Below are 12,852 nucleotides of genomic sequence, written 5' to 3'. Positions count from 1 at the left end.
TAATTAGAAGTGCTAATTAGGGGTTTTTTGGTGTTCAAATTAATTTAAACAGTGTAATCGTTAGGCTGTGATTACTACCGTTTGCTGTTTAACTTTAGCTAACAGATCTTCTTCGGCATTTTTATTGGTAACTAAGCCAGTGATATTACTCCACTGGGTGATTTGATAGAGACTAGTGCGTTTGAACTTAGTCTTATCGGCTAAGATATATTTTTTCCGTGCTTGCTGCAAGATCACGGCATCAATTGAAGCATCTGAATATGATGGACTGGTTGGGCCCGCAAAATTATAAAAACCATCAGATCCTAAAAAGCAAATGCTAACTTGAATTTGCTTAAGCAGACTCTCTGTCCAACCGCCGTAAACAGAGGAACTCTTTGAGCGCAATTTACCACCAAGTAAATAACACTCACTGTTTGAACTTAATAGATAAGTGGCAACAGGCAAAGAGTTGGTGAATATTTTTAAATCATCACGCATAATTAGCAGTTTAGCTAGTTCCAGTACTGTACTGCCTGTTCCTAGCATAACAGTTGCTCCATTTGGAATTAAGGACATAGCAGATTGTGCCAATTGTTGTTTTAACTCGATATTTTCTTCTGAACGAACATTAAAGGGGTTTTCAACGTTATTTTGAATTGAAGTTGCTCCACCATGACCTTTGATGATCAGCTTTTGGCTTTCTAAATAAGTTAAATCCTTCCGAATTGTCTCATAAGAAACGCCAAATTTTTGCGCTAAGTCATGGACGGAAACAGTCCCTTTTTTTAAGACTTCTTCCAAGATATTATTGCGGCGATCGGCCATTAACTTCATGATTTTACCTCGATTTATTAAACATGTAATTATGATACCACTAAAAAGCTGTTCACTAATAATTAAAAAGTAGTTTAAGCCATAACTACAAACTATTACCAATTTTAAAATTGGTTTTTTGACTAAAAAACAATAAAAAAGCAATTGAAAACAATAAAAACAAAGTTTATAATTGGTTTTAATCAATGAAAGCGGATTATTTAGTTGGTTTTGTGAAAGGATGATTAGATGAAAAAGAAAATTGCAATTGCTTGTGATGATATTGGGTTTACCCGAAAAGAGGAACTGAAGGATTACTTAGTGAATACTAAGGGATATGAAATAGTTTTTGATCCTGTTAAAGTACCTCAAGATGGCAAAAACACTTATGCTAAATTAGCAGATGAAATGGCTGAAGTAATTCAGCGAGATCAATGTCGCTTAGGAATTTATATTTGCGGGACAGGTATTGGATTTACAATGCAAGCCAATAAGCATTGGGGAATTAGAGCAACTGCCGTAACTAACCCGTATTCAGCTAAACGGGCGCGGCTTAGTAACAACGTTCAAATTATTGGCTTAGGGATGAGAGTTAATGGTTTACCTTACCATGAAATGATTCTGGATGCCTTTTTGGATGAGCCGTTTGATTTTAGAACTGCTCGTGAAAATTCAAAAAAGAACCTATTGGAAGCGAAAGCTGATGATAATCGGCTATTGTCTAAACCGGATTTTGTAGCATGGAATATGGGTTTTGAAGACGATTGTGAGGCTTGATTCTGATGGCGATTATTACTCAGTTTATTAATGATATTGGGAATTTTATTTTTATTCCCGTAATTTTCTTACTATTAATGAAACTGCTTGGGCGGTCTTGGGCAGAATCGACCCAATCAGCAATGAAAGTTGGGATTGGTTTTATCGCTTTAAGCATGGTAGTAACATTCATGCTCGAAAAGATGCAACCAGCAATCAAGGGCTTATCAGCTAAGACTGGCTCCTCGCTATCTGCAATTGATGTTGGTGGTGCCGCAACAGCAGTAATGGGATTTGGCTCTAGTATGGGTGCCATTATCATTCCACTTTGTGTTGCCACTAATATAATTATGTTAGTTTTGCGACTAACAGATTGTGTTAATGTGGATGTTTTCAACTTACACCAAAACGCATCAATGGGTGCAATTGTCTATGCCTATTCAGGCAATTTTCTCTATGGTGTATTGACTGCAGCAATCTTTCACATGATTGCCTTAATTGGAGCCGATTTGGGTGCCAAAAATAATAATGAATTTTACAATTTGCCAAAAGGGGTCTCAATTTCGCACCCTGTTGCTAATACTTATTTATTCTTTGCGTACCCGTTTAACTGGCTTTTTGATCACATTCCTGGTGTCCGTCACTGGAATGCTACGGCTGAAAGTATACAGAAAAAATTTGGTATTTTCGGTGATCCGACAATGGTTGGTTTTTTAATTGGGGTTTGCTTGGGACTAGTTGGTTATAGTTGGAGCAATCCATACCATGCAATTATTAGCAGCCTGCAATTAGGGATGTACTTAGCAGCTGTAATGCTATTACTGCCGAAGATGACTTCGATTATGATGGAAGGATTAGTTCCTTTATCCAATGCTGTTCGTAAAAAAATGGTCAAACGTTTTCCAGATCGTGAAATCACTGTCGGAATGGATACTGCTTTAATTATTGGTAATCCAGCGGTAATTGCACCTGCTTTATTACTGATTCCAATTATTGTGATTTTAGCAGTTATTCTTCCAGGTAACAAAGTTATGCCAATGGGTGATTTATCCCAATTTGTTTTCTTTATTGCCGCAATGGTTCCAGTCTTTAAAGGCAATATTATTAGAACTTGGCTTGCTTCTGTATTCTTGTTTGGTGGAGGATTATATATTGCTTCCTGGATGACACCAGCTACAAACCAGGTATTTCAGCAATTTGGTGCTGGTGCAAAAAAGGGCGTAATGTATTCGTCATTAAACCCATCAGCAAATCCTTTAACTGGATTATTTGCTGCAGTTTCACACGTAGGAATTTTTGGTTATTTAGCAGTTGCAGCCATCGTAATTTTATTCGGTTACTGGCTAAAAAAGCGGGAACGAAAACAAATTGAAATTGATAATTCTACCGCTAATTAATAGGTAATAAGATAACGAAAAGAGGAATAAAAATGAAAAAAGTTTTAGTAGTGTGTGGTAATGGCATTGCCTCATCATCAATTATGTTGGCCGGATTAAAAGATTATTTAGATGAACAGGGAGTACAGGCAGAACTTGATAAAGCTTCACTCATGGACTGTACGGATGATACTTTTAATAGTAAGGATTTAATCGTTTCTTCAACCAAGCTTGATCGTCCAGGCGTAAAAACGCCAGTAATTGTTGGATCAGCATTGTTAACTGGGATAAATGAAGACGAAGTTTTAGAGCAAATTAAAGATGAATTAACTAAATAAAGGGCATGCAATGAACATTGAGATTTTTGTAAATGAAGGAACCCCAGATATTTTAACTTATCAGGAAGCGATCAAATTTGCTGGTCAGGCAATGCTGAAAAAAGATGCAATTACCCCAGCTTTTTCACAAGCTTGTATTGATCGTGAAAAGCAATTTCCCACTGGCCTCAGGCTGGCTGATGGGACAGGCATTGCGATTCCACATGGTGATTCAAATTTAGTTAAAAAAAGTAGTATTAGCTTTGTTCGCTTAATTCAGCCTGTAAGTTTCGGACTAATGGAAGATGCTAAAAAGCAGGTTGAATGTAAGTTTTTGTTTAACTTGGCTTTGGCTAAAGGTGAGCAGCATCTGACAATGCTTCGCAATTTAATGAAGTTATTCCAATCAGAAGAATTTATCCACGATTTGGCTAATCTACCATTAGCTAATTTAGCTGCTAATTTAACGGATAAATTGACAGGAAAGGAAATGACAAATTGAGTGAGTTAGCAGTAATTTTAGATGAGTTAGCACATGTTCCGGATCCTTTAGCTAGTAAGGAAGTTAGTGAATTGATCCGGTTAATCCGTAATGCTAAGCGCATTTATCTTTCTGGTGCGGGCCGCTCAGGATTAATGATTCGAGCGTTTGCTAATCGGTTGATGCAATTAGGTTTCACTATTAGTGTGGTTGGTGAGATTAGTGAGCCCCACACTCAACCGGGCGATTTGTTAATAATTAATTCAGCTTCGGGATGCTCAATGCAATTGTTAGCACAAGCTAAAGTTGCTGTTAGTAATGGCGTTAAGGTAGTAATAATTACTACTGATGTGCATTCTCCCTTGGCTAAGGTAGCAGATACAGTAGTTAAGATTGCTGCGCAATCTAAAGTTTCACAAACTACTTCTCTGCAACCAATGGGTTCATTATTTGAACAGATGTCATTATTATTATTTGATGCAATTTCGCTTAAATTGATGAAAATTACTGGTATAGATGAAACTTCAATGCGTAAAAATCATGCAGACATCGAATAAGAATTTATTTAAAAGACTTTCTAAGATTTTGACCTAATAGTTAAAAATTATCCTCCGAATTGTAGCCCAATTTGGAGGATTTTTATATTACTTTTTAGTAAGTATTGAATTGCTTCCCTGTTGATAGTAATCTAATGACTATACAATGTATGCACTGTGTGATACAAACTCTATGAGGTGATTAGTGATGTCAGATACTGTAAAAAAGAAAGTTTCTATTTCAATTAAGGTAAGTTCATCTGATAAAAAGCGAGCAGCTGAATTGTTTGATAGTTTAGGTCTGAACCTTTCCACAGCAGTTAATATTTTTATCAAAAAGAGTATATCTGAAGGTGGATTACCCTTTGATGTCAAAGATCCATTTTATAGTGAAACAAATCAAACTGAACTTAATAAGCGTTTTAAAGAGGTTGAAAGTTATCGTGATGTGCATTCCCATCAGCTGTTAGATAATGAAAATTAATTATGTCAGTTGAATTTTTAGATAAGGCATGGGATGAATATCTTTCATGGCAAAGTCAAGATCGAAAGCCCTTAAAGCGAATAAATAAGTTAATTAAATCAATCCAGCGGGATGGTTTAGCAAATGGGTTGGGCAAGCCGGAGCGTTTGAAGTATCAGAATGGTTGGTCAAGGAGAATTAACAATCAAGATCGTTTAGTTTATACTACAAAAAAAGGTCATTTAATTATTGTAGCTTGTAAAACACATTATGAAGAAAACGATTAGACCATGATAACTTTTAGATCACGAAAAGTATCAATATATAATTAGAGATAATTTAAGATAAAAAATATAATACCTAACAAAGCATATAATATCATAATTAAATTAGAGAGATGTTTAAATAATCTTGTGTAAAATTACTATAACATCTATTAAATTATGTTAAATAATTGCTAATAATATATTGCTTAGACTTTGTAAAGATATAATTGCAATCTTTTTAGAAATCGTGTATACCTATAATAAAATGAACTAATGAGATGATATTAATGGAAAAGAAATTAGGTAGCTTTGTTGTTAAAAAAGTTGGTAATTCTGCTGTTCTCACGATTCCGAGTAAGGCAGATGTTAAACTGGGTCAACGATTTGAATTGACCCAAGAAAATAATGGCACTTTAATCTATAAGGCTATTGGCTCTAATCCGTGGTTTAATGGGGAATATGATGATATTGACTTTAAAAAAGAAATTGAAAAAGTAGGCAATCCTGATACAATGCAGGTTGGTAAGGAGAACATATCGTGGTAGCGCCCAAACAAGGAGATATTATTTGGATAGATGCTGAACCTCATGCAGGATGAGAAGAAGGTGGGCATAGTTTCCAATCAGGCAATATTCAGAGACCAGTAATAGTTATATCAAATAATGCAATATAATCAAAAAACGGAATTAGTTATCTGTATGCCTCTCTCACATGGCCTTAATAAAGATAAGGGTGAGCTATACTATCATTTTGCTGACATTAATAGTGGAGTATCTGGTAGTATAATTACTTTTTTCATGCCTAATTATGATTTTTTCGGTCGACATGGTAGAATTGTTGGCCATGTTAGTGACAAAGATTTGGATAACTTACTATCTAGAGCATATCAAATTTTAGATAAGCGTTAATTTTGTCAAAATATTGCTTATCCTAAACTAAAACCCTGAAATTGAATTGCAACTAAAAAATAGACACTTTATTATTAAGCAAGAACTAACGCACGACTTCGATATTTAATTGGAGCCGTGTATTTTAGTTTGTTAGATCCTTCAATTTTTCAAAATATCTAGTTTTAATATTATCGTTTGCTACTTTTCCTCCATAAAGCGAAAATCTACACATTGTCTTTACAAGAAGCATTTACAGTTTCTTAATGGACTATAAATTTATAATGTAAGCCCCCTAGATTGAAAATAAAAAGAAATTTAGAGGGTTTTACTATTGTTAAAAATATTATAGTTTAAGCACAGAAAGCAAGTACAGGAAGATTTGGATAAAGATTTAACTGATGTAGAATATAGTTATAATCAAAATTATTATGGCATTATGAGGAAATAATCGTGGATTTCTTTAAGCGGATTGAAAAATTTATTGTAGCTGCTATTGTATTTTATTTTATCCTAAATATGGGTATCAACTTATATCATTTTTCTTTGGAAACAATAGCCTATAACGCTTTTAAAAATGAACGCAGTCTTGGGTATTATTCATATGATCAGAAAACATATGATGTATTGAAAAAAAGTAAAGACAGGCATTTTAAGATAACTAGTGAGAATCAAAGTACTGGTAATATACTTGAATATGATGGAATAATTAATCATAAGCACTGTGTTGTAAATTACGATGTAAAGCCAATTTTTAAAATTAGCGTACGCGACGTTAGCCTTTTGGAAAATTAATTTATAAGAAATGGGTTGTAAGTTAACCACAAAATATTTGAGGGACATGTATTTCACGACATTACTGTTTGTTAAATTTGCAGTAAGTCTCAAGAGTTAAAAGGCTTTGAGACTTTTTCGTACATCAAGTTTACTAAAGACGTAGATGTTTATAATGCAGACGGCACTATGCAAGACCATCACGGTCAAAGAATCAGAAAACAGGGTGGATTCATTAAAGTAGATAAGCTGCTATATCTTTGGGTACCTGCTGAAAATAAGGCAGAATTATTCTATCTATCACCTTAAAGGTCATCCATTCTATGCTACTCAGCCGGATGTTAGCGAAAAAATTGATGTTGGCGATGCTTATGTTAAAAGTAGCGAAGTAAAGTTCGTTTACGGGATTAAGTTAAAGCCGAGCAATACTGCCCAAGATGCAGAAAAGCAAGCCCACCAGGATAAAACAAATTAGGCGATAAACAAAAATAAAGTCTAAAGAGTCTATGAGAAATGCTAAACATTTTTTGACTGAAAGGTTTTAAACCGCATTTTCCTTAACATAAAGATGTAATGTAGGGGGAGACAATATAAACGATTTTAATTATTAATTTATAATGAAGTAAATTGAGAGAAAATCCTAAAGTCGTTCCGATTGAATATCGAAATCAAGTCTTAATTTTGAATATTAAAATTAAAGAAGTTACTTGTGATTTGATTCAACTAAATAAGAGTTTAGAACTTGCGAAATTTATTAATTCAAGTTCAAAGTAATCCAAGTTAGATGTCACATATAAAATGAAACTAGTAAAATGCTTTAATACAAAGTAGTATTTGATTACTTTATATCATTAGAACATTTTGGTAATAAAAAAGAAAGATTGAAGTTTTCAATCTTTCTTTCTATCATATAGAGCTAAATATATTCAAATGCTAAAGAGCTAATTATAGTAATTATTGTTATTCCGATATCTTAAAGAACAAATTATACTTACCATTGTACTTCAAAAATACGATTTCTTGTTGTGGCGTTATCGGAATTTCGGTGGTAAGCCACAGTCAAATAAAGATCGTTTTCACTGAGGACTTGGACGCTCTCTAATTCAGTGTAATAACCTGATGTATCTAAAGCCGATTCACTGGTTAGAGAGATTTGATCCCATTGTGATTGATCACTTGCTCCCCATGGAATTTTATAAATATTACGGTTAGACTTCCCAGAATACTGACTTGAAATATAAATATTATTGTAATTATCTAAATCGTAACCCTGAATTGATCCAATGGAATTATATTCATTGGTTATGCTAGGGATGGCAAATGATTCTAGACATGGAATAGTTCCAATATCAACATCAGTAGTTCCTGCATCGTTTAGCGCTTGGTTAATTTCGTCTAAATCATATAAATAGAAGTAACCATTTCCATTAGTATCAATAGTTGCTAATAAAAACTTACTATAGTCTGGAGAAACTGCTGCTTCTGAACGATATAAATCAGTACCAGCAAAAGTAGATCCATCAATTTTAGTACCATCACCGGCTCGATTTAAGCAAGAAAATCTGGGTAACTGCGTGTTGGAAGAAAATGATCCGCCAGGAATTTGGACACGAGCTATTTGAGAAGCCCATTTATATTTTTTTGAATCAGCATCTGAAAACTTTCCTTTAGTACCAATGAACCAAGCACCAGACTGACCAGAATATTCAAAGGTTTGTGTGTGTCCACATGCTGTTCCAGATAATATTAGAACACAATTTTTATTAAAATTCATGTCTGCTTGTATAGGCGTTCTAAAAACGTAATTTGAGCCATTTTTACCGCCATGTAGTTGAAGTGCATAACAGTATTTTGATCCAACATTTCCTTTCTGAACGACATTTTGATATAGTCCATTGTTATATTCATCTAATGTGTACATCAATGTAGTTGATGCGTAAGATTTTTTACTCATAATTATATAGTCCTTTCGAAAAATAATTGATAGAAACAAGTTAATATGATCTCGAGATCATGATTAATATAGCACATATGTTCGCAAAAAGCAAACTGATGTTCGATGAAAATAAAAAATGTATACATCAAAATTTGAAAGACTTATCAAAATGCCATTGAGTAGTAAATGTTATATACAAGACTAAACTAAAAAGCTTCATTCCGATTAAGTATCGAAATGAAGCTTTAAACTGTATTAGCTTTGATTATTGCTATTCTATTTTATATAAAGATAGGGATTAGTATTTATCAAAATATTATCTATTTGGTCTTGTTCAGGAGTACTATTAATTACTGCTTTTTGAGCTGTAGATAATAATGAAGTGGCTTTTTTAACTTCTGCTATACTTGCAGTATTTGAGTCATTTATGCTCTTAGCAAATTTTAAGGCATAGCTATAATATACGTCACAAAATCTGATAACATTATCCTTCTTATAGGCAACTATCGTATTTTCTTGACTAATTAAGTTTTGAAGCTCTTTTTTATCAGCTTCCTTGGCCACGTTAGCATCTGCTTTTGCCTGCTCAGGAGAATTATCTGGTTTCAGATAAGGTCCAGAACAGTAATTTACATCAGATGCTTTAACGTAGATAAGTCCTTGATAACTCTCATTCACAAAGTTACCCGGTATACTATTTTTGATACCATTTTTAGTCCAAGAATATTGTAGTAAGTAAAATAGTTCAGCCTTATTTTCTTCAGGAATCCAAATGTATGTTAAATCCTCAACCGGATATTTATCATTTTTATTAAAAGTAGAATGGGTACCTTCAATATGTAGGGCCTTTCCGTGTGCGTCATATGTACCTGTAGCTTTATTAAAACTTACATATGTGGCATACGTATATATTTCTAATCTTTGACGAGGCCTAGTTTTGACAAGGTTAGAACTAATAAAGGCATCGGTAGTACCGCTGATACGATATTCTGTAAGACTAGATGGATCAGCGGTTACACCTGTAATCCTGTCAACGTTGTAAGTCTTACCATTCTGTATTTCTGTTTTGTCTTTGCCAGTACCAATCGTAAATGGCTGCTTAATATTTGAGTTTTCAATTGTAACAGAAGTTTCAGTAGTGTATAGGGGCTTATTGTCAATTTTATCTACATTCGAAGCATTGATATAGCCTCCAGCACCAATATTGTAGTAATATTTATTACCGATTTTTTCATATGGTAGCCAAGATTGATTGTAACCATCGTCATTTAAAAGATAAAAATGTTTACTATTTCGATCAACAGGCTCAATAGAAGTGGCATATTTTAAAGGAGTGCCTTTTTTGATATGGGTATTAGATTTACTCCCACGGTATGTAGATAAACGCTTGCCGTTTTTGTCGTAGACAAATGAATTATAATTTAACTGCAAATTGCCTTTTTGGACTTGATCATCAATCATCCCTACATTGCTAGCTTTAATATAAGCATTGTTAGTAATGGAATAATAATTCTTACCATTAATAGTTGAAATCTTTCCGTTTGAATTTACAACCGTACCTGTTTTTAAGGTCTTTTTACCATTAAAATAAGTACGCTTGCCATTAGAGCTGTAAATGTAGGAATTATGATTTAAAGTAATAGTTGCTGATTTAGCAGATACAGTTGATAGATTTGAACTTTGAATTATCGGTACTACTGAGCCCAGCGCTAAAATACTTGCGACTGAACCGAACACTATTTTTTTATTTAGATTCATAAAATCACCTCAATATAATCGTTTACTTGGGAACATTATACACCAATGCAAGAAATAAGATTATTAAAAATGATAAATAGAATTAAAACATATTTTGTATGGATCTTTTGAGCAATAAAATCTGCAAACGCCAAGTTAAAATCAGGGATTTTTATTAACATAACTTGTATTATAAGAATAAATAGTAGTTAGCCGGATAATTAAGTAGATAACGGAATAAGAAAATATAAATTAGCTTAAATTTTAAGATTAATGTATAAAAAAGGACTAATGCCAATTGAATTTTGAAAATTAGTCCTAAGGAAATAAAAAATATTTTATGAATTACTTTTTAGTCATTATATTTAATTAAATAAGTAAGTTAAAAAATGTCTGCATTTGTATACCATTTAATTTCAAACACCCCGTTACAAATTTGTTCAACAAATCTATTCAATTTTTCATCAATTTTAAGTTTATAATAGGCAACTGTTAGAAAAAGATCATTTTCATGTATGACCTGAATATTTTTAAATTCAGTAGTGCAATGTTCATGATCCAAAGCATTATCGCTAGATAAGTCTAGAATTCTCCAGTCACTTGGTTCATTTCGATTCCAGGATATTTTTATTATCTTTCTATCATGAGAAAAATAACTTTTTACTGTAGGTGGATATTCGCTAGAAATATATATATTTAGATCATTATCAATACCAAATCCTTGAAAAGAGCCAACAATATTTTTAAAGTCAGTTATCTTAAATTCACTTAAATAGTCTATTTCTTTAAGACTAAGAAAGTTATTGCTACTTTGATCCAACAAATCATTAAATTCATTTAGATCATATAAAATAAAGTAAGCGTTACCTCTACTATCTATGATTAATAATAAAAAAGTTCCGTAATCAGGTGCAATTGTTATTCGAGACTCAGTTATATTGGTTTCAGATAATTTGAAATCTCCTGCATAATTTAAATTTATTAGTTCACTTAAAATAATTTGTGAATCGTATTCATTAAAGTTGGTAGCATTAAGCCCTTTAGTAAAAGATTTACTATATAAGGATTTGCTTATGCTATATTTCGGAATAATTAATGCATTACTCATGATATTTCTCCCTTTCAGAAGTCAATTAAAAACAAGTTAATATATTGATATCGATATCAAGGTTAATATAACACATCCTTGTCACGTATGCAAACAGATGTTCAAAAAATATTATAAAAATATTTAAGAACGTATGTTTGGTAAAAACCGCAAAATAATGCTATATTAGTAATAAGTACAAAGCTTATAAAGAAGTAACTTAAAAAATAAAAAGATTTAAAAATAAAAAGATTTTAAATATATAATTGATTACATTTAGAATGTTTTTATTATGCTTAAAATATAAAAAGAGTTTTATAAAATGAATAGAGATATATTATTGCTACTAACTTTTACCGCATTTGGTGGTCTCATTTCAATAGTAATTGGTCTTTATTACTGGCGAATAATGTCAAAATTTGAAGCTGATGAAACTGAGAGGAAAAGGCTATATAACGATATAAAGTACTATCATGAAAAGTACCGTGAAGATGAAGACGAGATAGATATGTTAAAGGAGGAAATTAGAAAATTAAAACTTATGAATACTGATATTGAAAGAAAGGAGATTAATAAAAATGATTAGTATAAAGAATTTCATAATGATGTTAGGGATACTAGTTGTTATTTTAGCCTTTGCATTTGTGGGTATATACCCATATATCCAAATCCATAATAGTTCTTTAGCCGAAAAACTTGATGTTTGGTACAAAATTGCACAAGTAATAGTTGAACAAGAAGAAACTAAGACAGAAAAAAATGGAATAGAAAAGAAAACTACCGCAGTTAATAAACTTGTTAGGCAGGCAGATAGACTAAATGCACCTTTGGATAAAAGTTTAGCTTCCGGTTTAATTCAACATGCTTATAATGAAAATAAAAAAACAAATTAATATTATATCGACTAAAGTTTCATTAAAGGTCATCTTGAGGTGCTTTGCTTGAATTAGGCATTTTTGGTCTATATTTGGTTGTTATACTTGATGATAATTTAATTTTTGTTTATTACACAAGTGGCTAATTAAATAATTTCCATAATTGCCGAACATAAGTTTGCAAAAACTGGAATATATGGTATATTAAAGATGACTTCGAAGTCGAATTAACTTGTTCCAAATACTATTTTTATAATTGTAAGAAGGGGAAATGCTTATGAAACTATAAGTGGTTTATCCGGATAACTTCTATAATAAATTAGTTTCATCTTAATATAAAAAGTTGGACTAGAACTATTTCCTGAAAATGAAGTTTAAAAAACTAGCTTACCATGCATGTAAATAAAGGTTATATGACTAATTATATTAATTTAAGAAGTTCACTGGAAAAACTAACTGTTAAATAAAGATGTTGTTACTTTATAATATAGCTTTGTGCTTTAGAAGAAGGACTGATAAATTTAGTCCTTCTTTTTTATGTTATAAATATATTGCCGACATAAAAT

15 protein-coding genes and 1 pseudogene are annotated in these 12,852 nt (G+C 32.1%); 12 read left to right on the top strand and 4 right to left on the bottom strand.

The window, feature by feature from the left end; translation table 11 throughout:
- Positions 1 to 60: 60 nt before the first annotated feature.
- A complete protein-coding gene (locus GYM71_RS09510) occupies positions 61 to 816 on the bottom strand; it encodes a DeoR/GlpR family DNA-binding transcription regulator (RefSeq protein WP_220220288.1) in 756 nt (251 codons plus the stop codon).
- 228 nt (positions 817 to 1,044) lie between these two features.
- Between GYM71_RS09510 and GYM71_RS09505 the strand changes: the two genes are divergently transcribed.
- From GYM71_RS09505 to GYM71_RS10385, 10 genes and pseudogenes are all read left to right on the top strand, one after another.
- On the top strand, positions 1,045 to 1,572 hold the full coding sequence (locus GYM71_RS09505; RefSeq protein ID WP_220220287.1) for an RpiB/LacA/LacB family sugar-phosphate isomerase: 528 nt from the start codon (positions 1,045 to 1,047) through the stop codon (positions 1,570 to 1,572).
- A gap of 5 nt (positions 1,573 to 1,577) precedes the next feature.
- A complete protein-coding gene (locus GYM71_RS09500) occupies positions 1,578 to 2,948 on the top strand; it encodes a PTS galactitol transporter subunit IIC (protein WP_220220286.1) in 1,371 nt (456 codons plus the stop codon).
- A gap of 32 nt (positions 2,949 to 2,980) precedes the next feature.
- Positions 2,981 to 3,265 carry a PTS sugar transporter subunit IIB gene (locus GYM71_RS09495; RefSeq protein ID WP_220220285.1) on the top strand — a complete coding sequence of 95 codons (285 nt, stop codon included), beginning with the start codon at positions 2,981 to 2,983 and terminating at the stop codon, positions 3,263 to 3,265.
- 10 nt (positions 3,266 to 3,275) lie between these two features.
- Positions 3,276 to 3,746, top strand: a complete 471-nt coding sequence (locus tag GYM71_RS09490; protein WP_220220284.1) for a PTS sugar transporter subunit IIA — start codon at positions 3,276 to 3,278, stop codon at positions 3,744 to 3,746.
- On the top strand, positions 3,743 to 4,282 hold the full coding sequence (hxlB, locus tag GYM71_RS09485; protein ID WP_244986820.1) for a 6-phospho-3-hexuloisomerase: 540 nt from the start codon (positions 3,743 to 3,745) through the stop codon (positions 4,280 to 4,282). Before GYM71_RS09490 ends, hxlB begins: the two co-directional genes overlap by 4 nt.
- Positions 4,283 to 4,469: 187 nt before the next feature.
- Positions 4,470 to 4,745, top strand: a complete 276-nt coding sequence (locus tag GYM71_RS09480; RefSeq protein ID WP_220220283.1) for a type II toxin-antitoxin system RelB/DinJ family antitoxin — start codon at positions 4,470 to 4,472, stop codon at positions 4,743 to 4,745.
- A gap of 2 nt (positions 4,746 to 4,747) precedes the next feature.
- Positions 4,748 to 5,011: a Txe/YoeB family addiction module toxin gene (locus GYM71_RS09475; protein ID WP_220220282.1), complete on the top strand. Its 264-nt coding sequence runs from the start codon at positions 4,748 to 4,750 to the stop codon at positions 5,009 to 5,011.
- A gap of 266 nt (positions 5,012 to 5,277) precedes the next feature.
- On the top strand, positions 5,278 to 5,535 hold the full coding sequence (locus GYM71_RS09470) for an AbrB/MazE/SpoVT family DNA-binding domain-containing protein (RefSeq protein WP_220220281.1): 258 nt from the start codon (positions 5,278 to 5,280) through the stop codon (positions 5,533 to 5,535).
- Between the two features lie 795 nt (positions 5,536 to 6,330).
- Entirely contained in the window at positions 6,331 to 6,672 is a 342-nt protein-coding gene (locus GYM71_RS09465; protein WP_220220280.1) for a hypothetical protein, read from the top strand.
- A 108-nt stretch (positions 6,673 to 6,780) separates the two neighbouring features.
- Positions 6,781 to 7,126 (top strand): annotated as a pseudogene (locus GYM71_RS10385) (SLAP domain-containing protein); the annotation flags it as partial.
- A 516-nt stretch (positions 7,127 to 7,642) separates the two neighbouring features.
- Here the strand turns inward: GYM71_RS10385 and GYM71_RS09460 are convergent.
- The 3 genes from GYM71_RS09460 to GYM71_RS09450 form a co-directional block, all read right to left on the bottom strand.
- Positions 7,643 to 8,605: a helveticin J family class III bacteriocin gene (locus GYM71_RS09460; RefSeq protein ID WP_272876718.1), complete on the bottom strand. Its 963-nt coding sequence runs from the start codon at positions 8,603 to 8,605 to the stop codon at positions 7,643 to 7,645.
- 258 nt (positions 8,606 to 8,863) lie between these two features.
- Positions 8,864 to 10,345, bottom strand: a complete 1,482-nt coding sequence (locus GYM71_RS09455; protein ID WP_220220279.1) for an SLAP domain-containing protein — start codon at positions 10,343 to 10,345, stop codon at positions 8,864 to 8,866.
- Between the two features lie 361 nt (positions 10,346 to 10,706).
- Positions 10,707 to 11,432, bottom strand: coding sequence for a helveticin J family class III bacteriocin (locus tag GYM71_RS09450; RefSeq protein WP_220220278.1), 726 nt, complete (start codon positions 11,430 to 11,432; stop codon positions 10,707 to 10,709).
- A 301-nt stretch (positions 11,433 to 11,733) separates the two neighbouring features.
- Between GYM71_RS09450 and GYM71_RS09445 the strand changes: the two genes are divergently transcribed.
- Together GYM71_RS09445 and GYM71_RS09440 are read left to right on the top strand one after the other, a co-directional pair.
- A complete protein-coding gene (locus tag GYM71_RS09445; protein WP_220220277.1) occupies positions 11,734 to 11,997 on the top strand; it encodes a hypothetical protein in 264 nt (87 codons plus the stop codon).
- Positions 11,990 to 12,304, top strand: coding sequence for a phage holin, LLH family (locus tag GYM71_RS09440; protein ID WP_220220276.1), 315 nt, complete (start codon positions 11,990 to 11,992; stop codon positions 12,302 to 12,304). The genes GYM71_RS09445 and GYM71_RS09440 overlap by 8 nt, the downstream gene beginning before the upstream one ends.
- The last annotated feature ends 548 nt before the right edge of the window (positions 12,305 to 12,852 follow it).

The sequence above is a fragment of the Lactobacillus panisapium genome (genome assembly GCF_019469265.1).
Classification (GTDB): Bacteria; Bacillota; Bacilli; order Lactobacillales; family Lactobacillaceae; genus Lactobacillus; species Lactobacillus panisapium.
Note: the sequence above shows the minus strand (reverse complement) of the source record. Positions and strands in the feature narration are given on the sequence as shown.